Origin of the sequence: Rhizobium sp. 32-5/1, assembly GCF_029537235.1 — a bacterium.
In the GTDB taxonomy this organism is placed as follows: Bacteria; Pseudomonadota; Alphaproteobacteria; order Rhizobiales; family Rhizobiaceae; genus Pararhizobium.
In genome coordinates, this window is the sequence record NZ_CP120640.1 from 56280 (window position 1) to 73281 (window position 17002).

A 17002-nucleotide genomic window follows, 5' to 3' on the forward strand; every position below is an offset into this window, starting at 1 on the left:
CCCGCCACGTGCTTCGGATTACGGGTTGAAGCCCAGGTCCGGAACGTTTGGTATCGTCGCGATTTCCTTGTTGATCAAGGTCCCGTCCGCGGCTCGCTCCACCTGCCGGATATAGACGTTTTGAATCACATGGCGAGAAACGGGATCGATCTTCACCGGGCCGCGCGGGCTCTCCCATTCCAATCCCTTCGCCGCCTCGACCGCCTTTTGCCCGTCGGTTCCAGCCACTTTGATCATTTTATAGATGAGATCAACACCGTCGTAGGCGCCCACCGACGCCATGTTGGCGTGTGAACCCGGGTGGAGCTCTTTCAGCTTGGCAACGAAGCTCCTGTTCAGTTCCGAGTCATGTGCCGCAGAATAGTGGTACGCCGTGACCAAGCCGATCGCCTGATCACCCAGCGCGTCAAGCGTCGTTTCATCGGTCTCACCGGTGCCGTAAAAGAAATCCCGGCGGCTTTGAGCCCGTTTTCGTTGTACGCCTTGGTGAAGGCGAACGTTGCTGGACCCACGGGCAGGAACGCAAATACCGCATCCGCTCCGGAAGCCTTGATCCGTTGCATGAACGGCGCGAAATCCGTCGTCTGAAGAGGCATACGAATCTTCTCGACGATGGCGCCACCGTTCTTCTCAAACGAACTGGAGAACGCCGCTTCTGCGTCTATTCCTGGATTGTAGTCAGATACGGCTGTCACGACTTTTTTGCACCGCTTTTGGCGGCCCACTGCGCAGCCGGCTGAGCGAGTTGTGACAAGGTAAAGCTTGTCCGGAGAAAGAATTCCGACTGTTTGTTGATCGCCGATGTTCCTGCGTTGAAGATGACCGCCGGTACTTTGGCCTGCTTTGTGAGGGGCGCGACAGCGATAGCGTTTGGCGTGAAATCAAAACCCGCCAGATATTTCACACCCTCGCGCACCAAGAGTTCCTGAGCTGCGGCTTTACTCGCGTCGGCGTTTGGGCCTCCGACGTCCTTGTAGATAAATTCAACCTTGTTGCCGGCGACTTCATCTCCATGTTGCGCCACATAGACATCGATTGCTTCCCGAAACTGTTTGCCCCAGATGGCATTCGGTCCCGAAAATGTCGCGATAACACCCACCTTGATCGTCTCGGCCAAGGCCACGGTGCTCGCCGTTGACAGCACTGCGGTTGCCACGGCGCACAGCGCAAGCTTCTTGAATTTCATGATATCCTCCCTCCCGGAAATGCGTCCGGACGCAACTCGGCGAAAGCCGCTCTCCCAGCAAATATTAGTACGGATACCGTACTATAATTGTCAAGCCGAAGCTGATTGCCGCAGATCCGCCAGCTCCGACAGTACCAAGCTCGACATGCAGATATATTTCGGCTCCTTGTCGTTTTGGTTCAGTTCAACGTCGTCAATCTGCCGAACCAAATCGTCGCCAGATACGATGACGGTGCTGTCATCTCTGGTAGCTTCTTATCCACTCGACAGATTTGCGAACGCCACCAAAAGGGTAGAAGTGCAGGCGGATATCGCCGTACACTCCGTCGACCATTGCGTCGGCGTAGTCGTCGACGAGAACGTCTGGTCCGGCGCTTGACAGTAGATGGGTGATCGAAAGCCCATATTTTTTAAGGACCGCTGTCGAGGCGGAGACGCCGCAAACCGCCGCAAACCGCATCAGCGTTCTGATACTTGCTGGCCCGGGAATACCGACATGGATGGGCACCGTTATTCCTCTGCTGCGGATTCCAATGATCCATTCAAGCACTGGAACCGCACTGAATGTGAACTGGGTAAAAATCGACCATTCAAGATCGAGCGCTTCGAGAATGCGGCGTTTCTCCGAGATCGCTTCGGTAAGCACGCTGGCGCTTTGCGAGGGATGGCCCTCTGGATGCCCGGCTATAGCGACGTGTGTGATCGCGTGCTGTTGCAGGACACCGCTCCGCAAGATCGCTGCGGTATCGGGAAATGCGCCCTTGGGAGGATCAAGATCGCCGGCAAGAATGAGCAGACGAGTGACCTGTGCTTCACGAACAAAGCCCGACACGGCGCCTGACAACTCGGCCTCGGTGCCAATACTCCTCGCCGCAATGTGCGGCATAGGCTCAAAGCCGAACTGGCGTATCGTCTTTGCCGCCGAGATACGATCGTTTCCGCTGTCCGACGGGAGATACGGTACCGATATCAGCGTGCCCTTTGGAATGTCAGGAGCTAAGTCCGACAACTGCGAAGCATCTTTCGCGGTGACCTCTAACGAAAATCGCTCGACGACATCGAGATACCGGCGCTTACTCTTCAAGCCTGATATGTCCATAATAACCCCGCCCCGCTTGCATCCATACAAGGGGATCCTCGACTGGTTTACCGACAGGAGGGCGCAGATCGCGCGACCGCACATGTGGCGTGACTGGTTTTCGCAAGGGCATCGCCTTCCGGTCCCACCTGCACCAATGCAGGTGGGACCGACGCCCGCCGCATTCAGCTGATTGTCGCGCGCTTCATTTTCTGAACCGAACTTGCGTAAGGAACAGGCGCCACAATGGCCCGCACTTTGAATTGTTCATGCTTTTCGACATGCGGCTTACGCGATCCACCCCCAGGTTCACCCCAGGTCAGTGTAACCTCGGTTCCGGGCGCCGCGCTGCGGCCTTCAAGCATGGCAAGCGACAACATCTCACCTTCGTTGTTGCTATAGCCGCAATGACATGAGTGCCCGACCAAGGCCCCATCCAGGCTGCGGACCTCGTCGAACTGGGGCCAGCCATAATAGGCTACCGGCAGATCTATGGCTTTGTAGCGGGGGCCTTGTCCAAGTGCGGACGCAAAGATTGCAGTGACGTCGTCGCGGTTCCACACCAGCGTGACTTTCTGGCGCCGCTGCTCGGGCGGTTGGGATTCCAGCGCCTCACGGCCGATGAAGTCATGGTCGAACTTGAGGATATGGCCATAGCCGAGATCCCAAGGCGTCACATAGTAGTCTTCGATATTCTCCGAAACGAAGCTTCCACCGAGTTGGGCGTTCGCCTCCCACCCATTCCCCGACAGCCATTCACGGAAATCTCGAAGTTCATCACCGGTGTAGATCCCCGGCAGCGGATAGGGCATCCAGCCGAATTCAAAAATCGTGCTGAAGTATGTCTTAGTGCCACCCTGCTTCAGGGCATACTGTTCACCCGCTTCCAGAAGGGCAGCCCTCACCCGTTCCATATCGTCGTAGGGGCCGGAAAGTTCGGCGCCGAGATGCCCCGCCATCCCATGGCGCAGCACCATTACTTCGCATCCGCCAATCCGCACTTTCGCGGTCCTGAAAAACGCGATCTCGGGGGCTCCACCCTCGACAGCAGCATTGAAGATATGACCGGCGTTCGGCCCCTCCAGCTGGAACCGATAAAACCATCGCCTGCCGGTCGGGTTGTAAGGCGTTGGATCATCGCGCTCGATGGTAACGTCGTAACCACCTTTTTCGGCGTTGTATTGGACCCAATTCAAGACGGGCATGCCGCTGACGAGTTCGAAAGTTTCGTCGCCAAGTCTGTAGATGACACAATCGCCGATAACATGCCCACGGGGGTGCATGCGACAAACTGCTTGGCCCGGTCGTTGGTGAAGTTTGCCAAGCTGTTGATGCCGAGGCGCTGCAACAGCTTGAAAGCGTCCGGACCCTTCAACAGGAGCTCGGGCATGTGATGAGACTGATCGAAAAGGATTGCAGTTTCCCGCCAAGCTCTTTGTTCATCCCGCCAATTGGTGAATTCCGGGGGATGAACGCAGCGGTCAAACCGGTTCGAGCCCGATAATGAGGTGCCAAGGTGTCGTTGTAGAAATAGTCGACAAGATTGCTTTTCTCGTCCACCAGATTTTGCAGCGACCTTCCGCCGTTCGACTTAACCATTGTGAAAGTATCCTCCTCATTCCGTTTCATTCCACGGCGCCAGCTTTTCAAGCGAGTTCACACCTTTACCCGTATGCGAGATGCCCTCCGCATCACGTCGCATAGAGACCCCGGAAGGCATTTCGGAGAATTCAGACGGGATCAGAGCAAAATTGCCTCCCACGCACGACCCCATCCGACGCTCAACGCAAACCCAATTTAGTTCGGATGCCTGACCATATGATTTTATTTTAGCCTGTGTCAATCATTTTGAAATTCGGGCTGGAAAAAAGGGGCATGAACTCTACTCGTTGAAGAAGATGACTCTGAAGGTGGCAAAAAATGACTTTACGCAACGCGTGGCGCAGGAACAACATCGGTCGTCGCATGAACGAGGCGGTCAGAATTTTTGAAAACAGGATTATTGAACATCTCAAGGATCACGGGCATGCGGAACTGACCTCGGCCCATATCAACCTGACCCGGAACCTCGATGAGGACGGAACGAGGCTAACCGAACTCGCCAGACGCGCTTCGTTGACGAAACAGTCGATGAGCGAGCTGGTTGATCAAGTGGAGCGCACGGGCCTTATAGAAAAGCGGCCCGATCCAGCCGATGGTCGAGCAAAGCTGGTATGCTTCACGGAGAAGGGGTTCGAGTGGCTTGAAGCATTTCATCAGAGCCTCGAAGTCGCGGAGAATGAGATGCGTGAGGAACTCGGCGTCGCAATGGTCGACCTGCTCGTTGAGGCATTGGGGAAATATGTCGAAGCTCGCCAGGGAAAACAGCCCGATCTAGCCGGTTGACTTTGGTCCGGTTTCCTTACTAAATCTGCAGACAGGATTTGGGAGGGTAACAAGTGACCGGTGAAGCTTTCGACGTCGTCATTGCGGGGGCGGACCGTTTGGACTGATGCTTGCAAACGAGCTTGGCCGCCGGGGAATTTCTGCCGTGCTCTTTGATGAGAAGGCGTCGACCGCCTTCAATCCGCAGGCAAACGCCACTCAGGCCAGAACGATGGAGCACTATCGGCGCCTTGGGTTTGCAGACGAAATCCGTGCGCTGGGTATGCCGGAGGATTTCCCGACGGATATCGCCTATTTCACACGCTTCGCTCGTCACGAACTGGCCCGTTTTCGTCTTCCCTCTGCCAAAGAGGCGCGGGAACGCGTCCTAACGATGACAGGATCGTGGAGCGCGGCCGAACTGCCCCACAGAGTTTCTCAGAAATTTGTCGAGCGCGTCCTTCGCGAGCACGCGGAGGCACTGTCGCCGATTTCGATAAATTACGGCTGGCGTGTCTCTGAATTCAACGACACCGGTGACGCTGTAACTGTCACGGCCAGTGAGGTGGAGGGGGCAGCGACGCGCGTGGTCCGGTGCAAATACCTTGTCGGGGCGGATGGCGCCCGAAGCGCCGTTCGCAAGGCGCTTGGCATCCGCTACCAAGGCGACGGCGGTGCTGTCCGGGACTTCTTTGGCGGTAAAATGTTTGCCCTCTACCTACGGTGCCCACAGTTCTACGACGTCGTTCCGTTCCCACCCGCTTGGATGAATGTTGCATTCAACGACGAACGCCGCGCATTTATGGCGGCGGTCGATGGTAAGGGCGAATTCGCCTTTCATACCCAATTGAAAGACGGTGAGCGCGAAGACGATATTTCCGACGACCAGGCCATCGAGATGTTTCGAGCGGCGGTGGGGTACCCAATTGATGCGGAAATTCTGTCTCGCGGCACCTGGACGGCCGGCTATGCGCTGGTTGCGGTGAAGTTTCAACAAGGCCGGGTCTTTCTCGGCGGCGACGCAGTTCATCTTTTCACGCCCGCAGGTGGCTTGGGCTATAACACGGCCGTTGATGATGCGGTCAACCTAGGTTGGAAGCTTGCTGCGGTGATCAAGCAAAGTGCATCTTCGCGACTTCTCGAGACATATGAACAGGAGCGGCGACCCGTTGCGATCAGGAATACCGGGTTTGCCAAGAACTTCGCCGAGTCGATCGGGAACTACGCGCCAAAACTCGGACTGGAAACGCAGTCTGACCTCGGTTTGGAAATACGCAAAGAAGCTGGCGCATATCTGGAAGCTCATGGACGGGCAGAATTCAACATTCCAGGTGTGACTTTCGGTGCTCGTTACAATTCCCCGGTCATTTTTTCCGAAGCAGCCGATGATGCCCCTGACCTTCCCGATGTTTACACGCCCACCGCGTCGCCGGGTGGAAGAGCGCCTCATCTGTGGCTCGATCCTCACACATCCCTATTCGACAGGTTCGGGTTCGAGTGGACACTTCTCAGGCTTCGTCCGTCTACCTGCAGTGGCGACGAGTTGGTCGCCGCAGCCTCGATGATGTCGATGGAACTTGCCGTCGTCGATATCGAGTCTGACCAACTTCTCGAACTTTATCGTGAACCCCTTGTGTTGATCAGACCCGATCAAGTCGTCGCCTGGCGTGGTGATGACCCCGCTCACGGTGCAACAGTCATCAAGACAGTCTTGGGGTACTCACATCCCCAAGATCCTGCCGCCGGATGAGGCGAAAATAAAGAACCTGAATTGGAGCGTGTTCACCCGTTCCAAAGTACATTCATGCCACGATTGCAGCTAGGCTCCAACCCGGAGTACCTCACACGCCTAAAATAACATTGACCGCAGAGTAGCTGAAGGGTGCAAAGCCGTCGTCCGTGATAGGAATGAATTCCTTCCTGAACTCGGCGAAACTCGCGCGCAGTCACCGCCGGCGAACTCATCTGCGTTGGGAAGCGCCGATTGATCTCGAGGCAATCCGATCACCATAGCTAACCCTCGCACCTGCACCATTAATAGCCGCCATTGGCAGCGGCTTTCGATTGATACTGTGGCGAGTTAAGAACCCGTCATGGTTTGATACCTTTTGACTGGAAACGTGACTTGATATGAGGTGACGTATCAACTGCCTCTTAGAAGCGAGCTGCTTCATTCGCCAGCCGAGCAGATCCGCTACAAGGCAATACCGGCAATCGCCTTGAGGAAGCCATCGATCTCTTCCTCCGAATTGTAGTAATGTGGCGACGCTCGTACGACAGGCGGAAGTTGTCGCGTGTAGGCATCAACGGGGGTACTGGAGGGAGGCGAAACCGAGACGTTGATTCCCTTGCTAGTCAGGTGGGCCAAGACGGCTGACGAGTCCCAGCCCTTAACCGTGAATGAGATGATGGACGCAAGTGGCGCTCCGAGATCATGTACGGACACCGCACGCATCCCCTCAGGCCTTCGCGAAGCACTGTCGAAAGGTGTTTGCAACGCTCTTCGATGTTCTTGAGCCCAATGCCGAGGGCGTAGTCCACTGCCGTCCGCAGGCCAAGACGAACCGAATAGTTCTTCTCCCAAGTTTCAAAACGTCTAGCATCAGGTCGCAATTCGTATCGACCGGGCGCAGTCCAAGGCGCGCCATAAAGGTCGATCATCGCTGGCTCGATCGTTTCCAGGACGGATTTGCGCATGTACATGAAACCAGTTCCCCGCGGTGCACGGAGAAACTTCCTGCCAGTAGCGGTGAGGATGTCGCAGCCGAGAGCGTTAACATCGATCGGGATTTGACCGGCAGCCTGGCATGCGTCGAGCAGATAGAGAATGCCATTGTCTCGTGCAATTCGACCGATCGCTGCTGCTGGATTGATAAGCCCGCCGTTGGTCGGGATCCAGGTAACGGCAATCAACCGAACGCGATCATCAATCATTTTCACCAGCGCGTCCGGATCCAGGATGCCAGAGGCGTCATTCGGAATGACCTCGATCGATACGCCGGTGCGCTTGGCAACCTGCAGAAAGGCGATGTAGTTCGCTGCAAATTCGGCACTTGCCGTCAGGATCCGGTCCCCAGGTCCAAAAGAGAGGGAATAGAATGCGCGCTGCCAGGCGATCGTTGCGTTTTCAGCGATCGCTATCTCGTCGCGAGCGCAGTTTACAAAAGTCGCCAAGCTGTCATAGGCTCCCTCTAACAGCGAGTTGGCCTCCGCCGCCGCCTCGTAACCTCCAATTTCGCCTTCCCGGTTCAAATAACCGATCACTGCATCGATCACCGGGCTCGGCATCAGCGCCGCCCCAGCATTGTTCAGATGGTTTCTGTTCTTTGTGCCGGGAGTATCAGCACGCAGGCGAAGGAGATCCAAAGTCTTGCGAGCGTCGCCCCTGATTTGTGACATGAGGGTTTCCTTCCTTTGATCGAGCCAGCTATCTTGTTGACGCAATTTGCATTGTCGCGGCAGCCGATACTTTCGCAAGCCGCTGTGCAGAATTGCTCGTTATGTGTGACTGGCCGCTAATTCAGCAGGCCAGAACTGCTCCGCTCGCACCAACTTGCGTAATTTCACCGTGACCAGGGTGCGTTTCTGAGCAAGCGTTGTTCGTCTCGACGAACTTGCTCTTTCACGAATTGCTTTACGGCTCTCACTCTCGGGAGATAAGCCAAGTCCTGATGTGCCGACATCCAGATCTCACGTTCGCCGCTCAACTCGTCGAGCACTGGAACGAGACCGAGGTTCAGACTGCGTGCAAATTCGGGAAGGGCTACGATACCTGCGCCCGCAGACGCGGCAAACATCTGCGACATCATGCTGTTTGAACTGAACGCGATTTTCGGGGCGGGTACCAGTTCCTCCAGCCAGAGAACGCTTTCGAGCTGGACCAACTCCTCGATATAGCCAACAAAGCGGTGGTCACTAAGATCCGCCGCGTGAGACGGAACGCCATTGCGCTCCAGATAGGCCTGCGAAGCGAACAGGCCAGTCTTGAAACGTCCGATCATCTGACTGTCAAGAGACGTTCCGTGGGGCTTGAAGAAGCTTAAGAATAGATCCGCTTCCCGGCGAGCGACCCGAACCGTTTGCGGCGATGTTACAAGCTCAAGGTCAAGATCAGGGTACCGGCTACTGAGTTCAACGAGGCGCTCGGAGAGATAAAGCGTTGCGATCCCTTCCATGGTGGCCAATCTGACTGTGCCGCGAATTTCGTCACGATTTCTCACGTCGCTTCGAAGCGCATTCACGCCGTTCTCGATTTCCTCCGCTCGCCGCATTGTAACCAGCCCGGCCGGTGTCAGCAAAAGTCCGTCCTTCGTCCGTTCGACGAGTGCGCCGCCAACCGTATATTCCAGACGCGCAAGCCGACGCGATACGGTGGAGTGGCTGACTTTCAGTTCGCGGGCTGCTCCGGTCACGCTCTTGCACCGGACGACGATGAGGAAGAGTTTGAGATCGTCCCAATCAAGATGATCGATTGCAGTCGCCATAGTATCCCCGTCTATTTTTGCACAGCGTAGTCCATCCTATTCGCATTGGCGCGCAAATTCGTTCTGTTAGTTTCGAGGGCTGTAAAGCTGAACGTGCAGCGTGCAATGAAGCAAGATGCCCTGCGGACATGCTGGCCGCCAGCAGGTTGGCGCCGCTTGAACCTGCCTTTGGAGGAACCATGTCAAGACGAACTGTGAATGCTTCGAACGCTGCGGCAGTAGGACCGTATTCGCACGCGACCTGGGCCAGCGACTTGCTGTTCTGCTCCGGTCAGACTCCACTTGATCCGAGCACCGGCAAACTTGTCGAAGGAAATGTTGCTGATCAGACCCGTCAGTGTTTCGATAATCTGTTTCAGGTCCTGGAGGCAGCAGGCCTCGGGCCGGATGATGTCGTATCCGTCAACGTTTATCTCACCGACATGGACGACTTCGCTCAAATGAACGAGATTTACGCGACGCGATTTTCATCGCCCTACCCTGCCCGCACCACAATCGGCTGCGCCAGCCTGCCGCTTGGTGCACGCATTGAAATCGGTCTAACGGCAAAACGGCAATCGTGACTCGGTCATTGGCGAGCTTGTCGAAATGGCTAATCGCCAAAACTTCATGAGTAGAGGAATGTCGATGGGAAACATGAATTTCAAAGCCGCCGCTGCTCATGTCGCCCCGGTTTATCTTGATCCAGTGGCGAGCGGGGAGAAAGCTGCTTGTTCGGTAGTCGCAGAGGCTGCCCGAAATGGCGCATCGCTCGTGGTCTTTTCGGAGAGCTTTCTTCCCGGGTTTCCCGTCTGGGCGGCACTTTACCCACCCATCCAATCACACGAACATTTCAAGCGCTTCTTGAATGCTTCCGTATACGTGGACGGACCTGAAATCGAGCGTGTGCGGAAAGCGGCGTCCGACAACGGTGTTTTCGTTTCAATCGGTTTCTCCGAGCGCAACCCGGCAAGTGTCGCAGGTCTGTGGAATAGCAATGTCCTGATTTCCGATACGGGTGAGATCCTGATCCACCATCGAAAGCTGGTCGCAACTTTCTTCGAGAAACTGGTTTGGGATCCCGGCGACGGCGCAGGTTTGGTCGTCGCAAATACAAGAATTGGCCGTATTGGCGGTCTCATTTGCGGGGAAAACACAAATCCACTCGCGCGCTACAGTCTGATGACGCAGGCCGAGCAGGTTCATATCAGCACTTATCCGCCGATCTGGCCCACTCGCGTTCCCACAGAAAGCGACAACTACGACAACCGGGCGGCCAACCGCATCCGGGCCTCATCCCATTGTTTCGAGGCCAAGTGCTTCGGCATCGTTGTCGCCGGTCGGTTCGATGAAAGCACACGCAGAGCCGTTGCTTTGGATGACACCACAATCGCAGCGATCATAGATGCCGGCCCGCGGGCCAGCAGCTTTTTCTTCGGCCGACTGGTGCGCCAATTGGTGATGAAATGATCGATGGAGGTATCGGTTATGCCCATATCGATCTGGACGAGTGTGTGGAACCGAAACGATTTCATGACGTCGTTGCTGGTTACAACCGCTTCGATATATTCGACGTCACTGTCAATCGGACACGCCGCAAACCGATCCGGTTCCAAGAAGGCCGGGAGGAATATGGAACCCGCTTCGATGCACCGGCCCTAGAGGAGTAAGGCGATGATGCGGACGGGTATGCACATGATAAAGAAGGGCTTCTCCTTCCAAGGTCCGGCTGAAGGGGTTCATGCCCTCAACTCCTGGATCACTCCGGAGGACGATCTTTTTCTGGTGACGCATATGGGGTTTCTGAACATCGACCCCGACCATTGGCATCTCGATGTCGATGGCCTCGTGGACAACCCAACGAGGTTGCGTCTCTCGGATCTTCAAGCCATGCCTCAGCGCGAGTACATGTCATTTCACGAATGCGCTGGAAGCCCTCTTGCCCCGAAAGTCGCCAAGCGCAGGATCGGAAATGTGGTTTGGAAAGGCGTGCCGCTATCGCTTGTTCTGGAACGTGCAAAGATCCGCACCGATGCGTCATATGTATGGACGTCCGGCCTCGAGTGGGGCGAATACGCCGAAATTGAAGAAGCCTATCAAAAAGACCTGCCTATCGAGAAAGCACTCGCAGAAGAGGTTATTCTTGCACTTGAGATCAACGGCCGGCCGCTCACTCCGGAGCGTGGAGGTCCGGTTCGACTGGTTGTGCCGGGTTGGTACGGCACGAATTCCGTAAAGTGGGTTGGTTCCATCACGGCCGCGAACCGGCGGGCGAGCGGCGCCTATACGACGCGCTTCTATAACGATCCCACGCCATCAGGGGTGAAGCCAGTTTGGAGCGTCGCCCCTGAGTCCGTTATCGTGTCGCCATCCCCTCACGATCTACTGTTGGCTGATGTGCCAACGAAAATATGGGGTTGGGCTTGGGGAGATCGTCAGATATCAACCGTGGAAGTCAGCGTGAATGGAGGAGGCTCGTGGCAAAGAGCCACCATAGGTCCGCGCGAGGATAGAAGTTGGCAGCGGTTCGAGTTGCCATGGGTCCCAGCATCCGGCCAGCATGTCCTGCTATGTCGCTGCACCAACGAGCTTGGCGAAGGACAGCCGCCATCGGCTGCAAGAAACGCAGTGCACTCAGTCCAAGTTCAAATTGGTGCCTAGGTGTTCGCCCGTAGTGACGATTATGAACCTTCCCTACCGCGCTGACAGGATGCTCCAAAAACTGTGCTAAGGAACATCGAGCGCGCGTTGTCAGGAATCTGCAAAAAGCTTCCCGTTCATGTACTTTAGACCGGTATCGCTCGCGACCGTGACGACCGTCCTACCCTGCCCCAACTCCTTGGCCAAACGAATCGCCGCAGTGACGTTGAGGCCCGTGGACGTGCCGACCAACAATCCTTCTTCCCGTGCCAGCCGGTGGCACATAGCGCGTGCTTCTTCTTCCGGAATGCTGCGCGCTTCGTCATATAGATCCCGACTGAGCAAAGGCGGAACGAAGCCTACCCCTATGCCTTCGACATGGTGGGTTCCCGCCCAACCCTCCGAGATGACAGGTGAAGAGGCCGGCTCCAGAACCACGATCCGAACCGACGCTGAGCGCGATTTAAGAATCCTCGCCACGCCCATTGTCATTCCGGCCACGCCAACCGCGCCACAGAAGGCGTCGATACCGTCTGGAAATTGTGTGACCAACTCGTGGCCGATGTCTTCGTAGCCTATCAAGGCGTCGCGGTTGTTAAACTGGTCCGAATAATAGCAGTCCGACCGCTTGGAGACCTCCTGGGCGTGACGGATCATTGACGGAATTAGATCGGCCGAAATTTCGCCTGACGGGCTGTGGATCAGATCAACGGTTGCGCCAAAGCTGCGCATGGTACGCAATTTCTCCATGGCAAAGGCGTTGGAAGAAGCCACGATGAGATGATAGCCTTTCACTGCGCAAACGAAGGCGAGCGAAGACCCAGTGCTTCCCCCACTCGCCTCAACTACTGTCATTCCTGGCTTCAAATCCCCGCGCCGCTCAGCCTCTTCTATGATGGATTTTGCCATGCGGTCTTTATAGGAACCTGTCGGATTGAAATACTCGAGCTTCACAAAGACTTGAGCACTCCCTTCCGGTACGACGCGACGCAGGCGTATCACCGGTGTATTGCCAATAGCATTGAGCGCGGACTCGACAGGTGGCGGGGGCTTAGTTGCATGTTTCATTTGTCCTTCCGGTTGATCGTCTAGCGCCCATTGGGCGAGCCACCTGCACGAATTTTTGACGCGCGTTGAGCTTTCGATGGGGCGCCAACTGTGCCGGTGCCAAGTTCGATGGCGCCCGTATGCGTTGTAGGAGGGTTTTCGGGGGTGAACCCGTTGGACAGCCGCCGCAGTTTAAGATGTAGCCTTCCACGTCACCAGTAAAACGGTCACTTCCCGTATCCCATTAGTCGAAGGCTTAGATCGAGCTCGGGAAAACCGGCCCATTGAGCTATACATGATAATCTAGGATTTCGTGGCCTTAACGGATCGCACGAATGGCAAAAAAATTTGGCAAAACTGGCGGGATCAACATTCTGGGCTCCTTTTCGGGATGATCATAATTAGAATTACGCGGACAATCTTGCTAAAGTTTGCTTCGATGGCAGCAGAGATGACCTGCCATGGCAGCGCCCGGATCTGTCGAAGATAGCTCCACGTCGCCGATGCGCGCCACGGCCGTTTTCGGTGGTTCCAGCGGTCAGCGACCGAAGCCATTGGTTGCGTTTGATGAAGAGGCTTCTCCCAAGTCGGTGCGGTGGGCTGAAACGCGACGAGATCGCCGACCACCGTCAGGGCCTCCGTAAATCCGATTCCGCGCAGATAGCTTGCAAGAGCAAACACATCGCCCTTCGCGTCCGAACGAACGTCGAACCAGCCCCTGTCGTCGTGGATGACGATGATGATGTCGTCGCCGCGCCGGAATTTGACTGCCCGGCGTGTGCTCTCTTTCCTGTCTATTGCGAAGCCCTCATGCTCAAGGAACGCTGCGCAGCCCACCCAGGCGCGCAGTTCTTCGATGTCGTTCTTTTCCATATTCTCTTCTTTAATTTTCCTCACTATCAGTGCCATCAGCGCCCAGGCCGCGAAGATGGAAGCGTGCAAGGGCGCGGTTCGCAATGTGCAGATCTGCGGGACAAGCTCGCGGCGAAGCCTCCCTTGCGTGCGCATCAGCGCAAGCGGCACGCGCTCCCCGAAGGGGTGACCGGCTCAATGAGCCGATCCATAGGCAAAGGGGTCATAGATATTGATGATGGCGTCCTCGTCGCCGTCATACTCGGCGGAAGGCATGACGCCGATTTCGCCGTCTATTTCGAAGAGGGTGACCGGGACCATCAGGGTCCGGGCAAGATCGAATGCGTGGTTTTGTGCGAGGCTGAGATCCGACATGTTAGGCTCCATCCGTTGGCGGGGCCGATCCCCGCTCGATGGCGCCCGTTTGGTCCAGGCCCGGCCGCGGTCACCTCGGCGGCGCAGCCAGAGAGGTCGCAGGAACTGCGAACCCCTCGTGGGTTGACCGTCCAACGACGGGACTGGATTAGGGATGCCAGACAAGAGAGCGGGATCGGAAATGCCAATGGTTTGGAGCGTTCGTTGATCCGGTCCGAATTGTAGGCCAACCATCCGATCATTCGATCCGTCGGCGGTCAAAAACCCCGGATAGCATTGGGTGAATTCTGCCTTCCGTATGGCAGCGGGATTGCCAAAGTCGCTTCTGATGCGCTTCGAACGACCCCGCCGAGACGGGCATCAGGGATGAAAGCTTGAACGGTGAAGACTTGCTGGCAGCAAGACTTTAGCTCAGCCACCTGCCCGGCCCAAGGGCGATGGCGTTGCGGCGTTCCGCACCGGGTTCGCACGATTCAGCGTCGCCAACTTGACGGCTCCGTCATTTTGGCATATTTACAGAATTCTGTAATTTTGAAGTTTGGAATTGTGCGATGACACAGCTTGAATACGACAACATCTTTGAAGCGATCACGGACGATCCGATCGAAGCTGCGGATTTGACGTTGCGATCGGACCTTGTCAACACGCTGGTCGCCATCTTCAAGGAGCGCGGCTGGAAGAACGCCGATATCGGCGCCGCGCTCGACATCCCGCAGTCGCGCGTCAGTGAACTCGTGCGCGGTAAGATCGCCGTCCTTTCGGTCCAGAAGCTTTTTGGCTACCTGGCAGTCCTCGGCTATCGCTTCAAGCCGTCGCTTGATGGCAACCATCACGTGGTTTGCCGTGTCGAAGAAAAACAAAAAGAGGCCGCATAACCGGCCTCTCCTTGCTCCAGTTTCGGAGTGTTATTTCTTCGCCGGTTTTTTGTCTTTAGCCGCCTTCGCTTCAGCCTGGGTCACTTCCCGGACCTCGGCCATCATCTCCTTGTAGCGGGACAGTGCAGTGTCCATTTCCTTCTGATCAGCCTTTTCGCTGGTCTTGGTGAAGGCGTGGAGAATGTAGACGGTGTCGAGGTGTTTTGCGCAGTAGACGGCTCTATAGGCGGGCGAACCGTTCTCGCGCAGCTCGATGACGCCCTTCCATTCGCCTCTGAGAACCTTGAAGTCATCCAGCGGGTCCTCTCCCTCCTGAACTCTTCGGATCTCGCCTGAAAAATTGATTCTAATATCGGTCGGAAGGTCCATAAAGGCGCGCTTGGCGCCGTCGTTCACAAACTTAAATTTCTTGGACATCTAGTTTCAAATTCCTCATTGCTTATAGGACTCTCTTTCTCCCGCTAAGCGGGGTTAGGTTTGCCTGGATGCAAAGCACACCCAGATATGCAACTTTAACACAGCTTTGAGTGAACGGCTGCGAAATTTGAAAAGGAACTGTCATGCCAACCGGTACTGTTAAATTTTTCAACGATGATAAGGGATTTGGTTTCATCACCCCGGAGACGGGCGGAACGGACGTGTTCGTTCACGTGTCCGCTTTGCAGCAAGGCGGGTCGCTGAGAGAAGGTGACAAGGTCACTTTCGAAGTTGGCCAGGACCGCAAGACCGGAAAATCGAAGGCTGAGAACGTTAGCGTGCTCTGACCTGTCGGCCGCGAGACCAGCCTGATCGTCAAATCTGGGCAAGCTGGTCTCGTCCGCGCTCTACGGGGCTTACTGAAAATTACGGCTCTTCACCTTCAAAGTATTGATGTGCAAGTCGGGCACTTATCCCGAGTTGGAGACTATACAGAGCCCGTTCCCTAAGACGCGAGATTTCCGGTCGAACGCTGGTATCAGAAACAGACGATCGCACCAGGCTGACGCTGACAGGGACGTCGTCGAAACCGTCCGTGTCGTCTATTTCCGCTAAGCTCTCGAATGAGATTATGGAAAAGGAACGATCCGATGGCAGAGGCAAACGCAACACTGGCGCTGATCATCGACGGCGACAACGCAACGCCCAAAATTGTCAAAGGCTTACTCGCCGAGATCGCCAATTACGGAACCGCCAGCGTCAAACGTGTCTATGGCGACTGGACCAAACCCAATCTCAACGGCTGGAAGGAATGCCTGCTCGAACATTCGATCCAGCCGGTCCAGCAGTTCGCCTATACCACCGGCAAGAATGCCACCGATGGCGCGATGATCATCGATGCCATGGATCTTCTCTACACCGGACGCTTCTCCGGATTTTGCATTGTCTCCAGTGACAGCGATTTCGCCAGACTTGCAGCGAGGATCCGCGAACAGGGTGTGACCGTCTACGGATTCGGAGAGCGCAAGACCCCTCGTCCCTTCATCACTGCTTGCGACAAGTTCGTCTATTTCGACGTGCTCAATGCGTCGGTCGAAGAACCGGCTGCTGTCGTTGCAGCAGCAGAGCCCGCTCGGAAGGCCGCCAAGAAGGCGAAACCGGTCCAAGCCGCTGCGCCGGTTGTCCCGATAACCCCCATAAAGAGCAAGATCGACAAGAACCTGATCGATATGCTGACCAAAGCCGTCATCGCCACCGCCGACGAAGACGGCTGGGTCAATCTCGGTGCTGTCGGCAGTCATGTCGCAAAGCAGTCACCCGAATTCGATTCCAGAAACTACGGCTTTGCCCGTCTCAGCGAACTGGTCGAGGCGACGGGGAAATTCGACATCGACCGATCCGGCAAGACGCAGAAAGGCGTCCTCATCCATCTCAAACCGGCATCCACCGCGACCAACAGGTGAAAGGAGCATTCCGACGGCACGCTAGAGCATCGAGGAACGCCTCTCCCGGATCGAGGTCCAGCGGAAAAGCCTCCTTCCATCGTTCCTTGACGACGTAGTCTACATGCTGCACGCCTCATCATGAGACGACGAATGAATAGCAACCCCTATTACGAGCCGTAGACTAACGTCGCTTGCATATCGAAGCGTCCGGCGGACATAATTCCGCCGGGTGGTTTCAGTCCAGGCCATAGTGATCTCCA

At 56.0% G+C, this 17002-nt stretch carries 15 protein-coding genes and 5 pseudogenes; 8 read left to right on the forward strand and 12 right to left on the reverse strand.

Features of this window, described 5'->3' with window-relative positions:
* Positions 1–18 precede the first annotated feature (18 nt).
* From P6U16_RS27285 to P6U16_RS27310, 6 genes and pseudogenes are all read right to left on the reverse strand, one after another.
* A complete protein-coding gene (locus P6U16_RS27285) occupies positions 19–528 on the reverse strand; it encodes an ABC transporter substrate-binding protein (RefSeq protein WP_277705051.1) in 510 nt (169 codons plus the stop codon).
* Positions 495–725: pseudogene (locus tag P6U16_RS27290) on the reverse strand (ABC transporter substrate-binding protein); the annotation flags it as partial. The pseudogene P6U16_RS27290 and the gene P6U16_RS27285, both read right to left, overlap by 34 nt.
* Complete coding sequence (locus P6U16_RS27295) at positions 692–1186, reverse strand: ABC transporter substrate-binding protein (RefSeq protein ID WP_277705008.1); 495 nt, start codon at positions 1184–1186, stop codon at positions 692–694. The pseudogene P6U16_RS27290 and the gene P6U16_RS27295, both read right to left, overlap by 34 nt.
* 238 nt (positions 1187–1424) lie before the next feature.
* Complete coding sequence (locus tag P6U16_RS27300) at positions 1425–2315, reverse strand: methylenetetrahydrofolate reductase (RefSeq protein ID WP_277705009.1); 891 nt, start codon at positions 2313–2315, stop codon at positions 1425–1427.
* Positions 2316–2449: 134 nt separating this feature from the next.
* Positions 2450–3601: pseudogene (locus tag P6U16_RS27305) on the reverse strand (aminomethyl transferase family protein); the annotation flags it as partial.
* Positions 3586–3678 (reverse strand): annotated as a pseudogene (locus tag P6U16_RS27310) (hypothetical protein); the annotation flags it as partial. The pseudogenes P6U16_RS27310 and P6U16_RS27305, both read right to left, overlap by 16 nt.
* Before the next feature lie 551 nt (positions 3679–4229).
* Between P6U16_RS27310 and P6U16_RS27315 the strand changes: the two are divergent.
* Complete coding sequence (locus tag P6U16_RS27315) at positions 4230–4649, forward strand: MarR family transcriptional regulator (RefSeq protein WP_209856445.1); 420 nt, start codon at positions 4230–4232, stop codon at positions 4647–4649.
* A 106-nt stretch (positions 4650–4755) separates the two neighbouring features.
* Positions 4756–6378 (forward strand): FAD-dependent oxidoreductase, encoded by a 1623-nt coding sequence (locus P6U16_RS27320; RefSeq protein ID WP_277705010.1) that lies wholly within the window; start codon positions 4756–4758, stop codon positions 6376–6378.
* A 444-nt stretch (positions 6379–6822) separates the two neighbouring features.
* Here the strand turns inward: P6U16_RS27320 and P6U16_RS27325 are convergent.
* Positions 6823–8027: pseudogene (locus P6U16_RS27325) on the reverse strand (aminotransferase class V-fold PLP-dependent enzyme).
* Between the two features lie 164 nt (positions 8028–8191).
* Positions 8192–9112, reverse strand: a complete 921-nt coding sequence (locus P6U16_RS27330; RefSeq protein ID WP_277705011.1) for a LysR family transcriptional regulator — start codon at positions 9110–9112, stop codon at positions 8192–8194.
* Positions 9113–9291: 179 nt separating this feature from the next.
* On the opposite strand from P6U16_RS27330, the gene P6U16_RS27335 reads away from it, so the two are divergent.
* The 3 genes and pseudogenes from P6U16_RS27335 (at position 9292) to P6U16_RS27345 (ending at position 11752) form a co-directional block, all read left to right on the forward strand.
* Positions 9292–9675, forward strand: a complete 384-nt coding sequence (locus tag P6U16_RS27335) for a Rid family detoxifying hydrolase (protein ID WP_277705052.1) — start codon at positions 9292–9294, stop codon at positions 9673–9675.
* Positions 9676–9739: 64 nt separating this feature from the next.
* A pseudogene (locus P6U16_RS27340) lies at positions 9740–10761 on the forward strand (carbon-nitrogen hydrolase family protein).
* Between the two features lie 4 nt (positions 10762–10765).
* The gene (locus P6U16_RS27345) at positions 10766–11752 is read left to right on the forward strand and encodes a molybdopterin-dependent oxidoreductase (protein WP_277705012.1); all 987 of its coding nucleotides are present in this window, start codon (positions 10766–10768) and stop codon (positions 11750–11752) included.
* 90 nt (positions 11753–11842) lie between these two features.
* On the opposite strand, the gene P6U16_RS27350 is transcribed toward P6U16_RS27345, so the two are convergent.
* The 3 genes from P6U16_RS27350 to P6U16_RS27360 all read right to left on the reverse strand — a co-directional run bounded on the left by P6U16_RS27350 (position 11843) and on the right by P6U16_RS27360 (position 14005).
* Positions 11843–12799 carry a cysteine synthase family protein gene (locus P6U16_RS27350; RefSeq protein WP_277705013.1) on the reverse strand — a complete coding sequence of 319 codons (957 nt, stop codon included), beginning with the start codon at positions 12797–12799 and terminating at the stop codon, positions 11843–11845.
* Positions 12800–13144: 345 nt separating this feature from the next.
* A complete protein-coding gene (locus P6U16_RS27355) occupies positions 13145–13801 on the reverse strand; it encodes a hypothetical protein (protein WP_277705014.1) in 657 nt (218 codons plus the stop codon).
* A 24-nt stretch (positions 13802–13825) separates the two neighbouring features.
* The gene (locus P6U16_RS27360; RefSeq protein ID WP_077107123.1) at positions 13826–14005 is read right to left on the reverse strand and encodes a hypothetical protein; all 180 of its coding nucleotides are present in this window, start codon (positions 14003–14005) and stop codon (positions 13826–13828) included.
* A 551-nt stretch (positions 14006–14556) separates the two neighbouring features.
* Between P6U16_RS27360 and P6U16_RS27365 the strand changes: the two genes are divergently transcribed.
* Positions 14557–14880, forward strand: coding sequence for an XRE family transcriptional regulator (locus tag P6U16_RS27365; protein WP_018480196.1), 324 nt, complete (start codon positions 14557–14559; stop codon positions 14878–14880).
* Positions 14881–14910: 30 nt separating this feature from the next.
* Here P6U16_RS27365 and P6U16_RS27370 read toward each other — a convergent pair whose 3' ends face one another.
* A complete protein-coding gene (locus tag P6U16_RS27370; RefSeq protein WP_277705015.1) occupies positions 14911–15276 on the reverse strand; it encodes a type II toxin-antitoxin system RelE/ParE family toxin in 366 nt (121 codons plus the stop codon).
* A gap of 164 nt (positions 15277–15440) precedes the next feature.
* On the opposite strand from P6U16_RS27370, the gene P6U16_RS27375 reads away from it, so the two are divergent.
* A complete protein-coding gene (locus P6U16_RS27375; protein ID WP_011654114.1) occupies positions 15441–15644 on the forward strand; it encodes a cold-shock protein in 204 nt (67 codons plus the stop codon).
* 303 nt (positions 15645–15947) lie between these two features.
* Complete coding sequence (locus P6U16_RS27380; RefSeq protein ID WP_277705016.1) at positions 15948–16760, forward strand: NYN domain-containing protein; 813 nt, start codon at positions 15948–15950, stop codon at positions 16758–16760.
* Positions 16761–17002: the final 242 nt, after the last annotated feature.

Excerpts from the sequence above, each read along its gene's own strand:
- P6U16_RS27295 (WP_277705008.1), bottom strand. The coding sequence starts at position 1,186 with ATGAAATTCAAGAAGCTTGCGCTGTGCGCCGTGGCAACCGCAGTGCTG.
- P6U16_RS27315 (WP_209856445.1), top strand. The coding sequence starts at position 4,230 with ATGAACGAGGCGGTCAGAATTTTTGAAAACAGGATTATTGAACATCTC.
- P6U16_RS27320 (WP_277705010.1), top strand. The coding sequence starts at position 4,756 with ATGCTTGCAAACGAGCTTGGCCGCCGGGGAATTTCTGCCGTGCTCTTT.
- P6U16_RS27330 (WP_277705011.1), bottom strand. The coding sequence starts at position 9,112 with ATGGCGACTGCAATCGATCATCTTGATTGGGACGATCTCAAACTCTTC.
- P6U16_RS27335 (WP_277705052.1), top strand. The coding sequence starts at position 9,292 with ATGTCAAGACGAACTGTGAATGCTTCGAACGCTGCGGCAGTAGGACCG.
- P6U16_RS27345 (WP_277705012.1), top strand. The coding sequence starts at position 10,766 with ATGATGCGGACGGGTATGCACATGATAAAGAAGGGCTTCTCCTTCCAA.
- P6U16_RS27350 (WP_277705013.1), bottom strand. The coding sequence starts at position 12,799 with ATGAAACATGCAACTAAGCCCCCGCCACCTGTCGAGTCCGCGCTCAAT.
- P6U16_RS27360 (WP_077107123.1), bottom strand. The coding sequence starts at position 14,005 with ATGTCGGATCTCAGCCTCGCACAAAACCACGCATTCGATCTTGCCCGG.
- P6U16_RS27365 (WP_018480196.1), top strand. The coding sequence starts at position 14,557 with ATGACACAGCTTGAATACGACAACATCTTTGAAGCGATCACGGACGAT.
- P6U16_RS27375 (WP_011654114.1), top strand. The coding sequence starts at position 15,441 with ATGCCAACCGGTACTGTTAAATTTTTCAACGATGATAAGGGATTTGGT.
- P6U16_RS27380 (WP_277705016.1), top strand. The coding sequence starts at position 15,948 with ATGGCAGAGGCAAACGCAACACTGGCGCTGATCATCGACGGCGACAAC.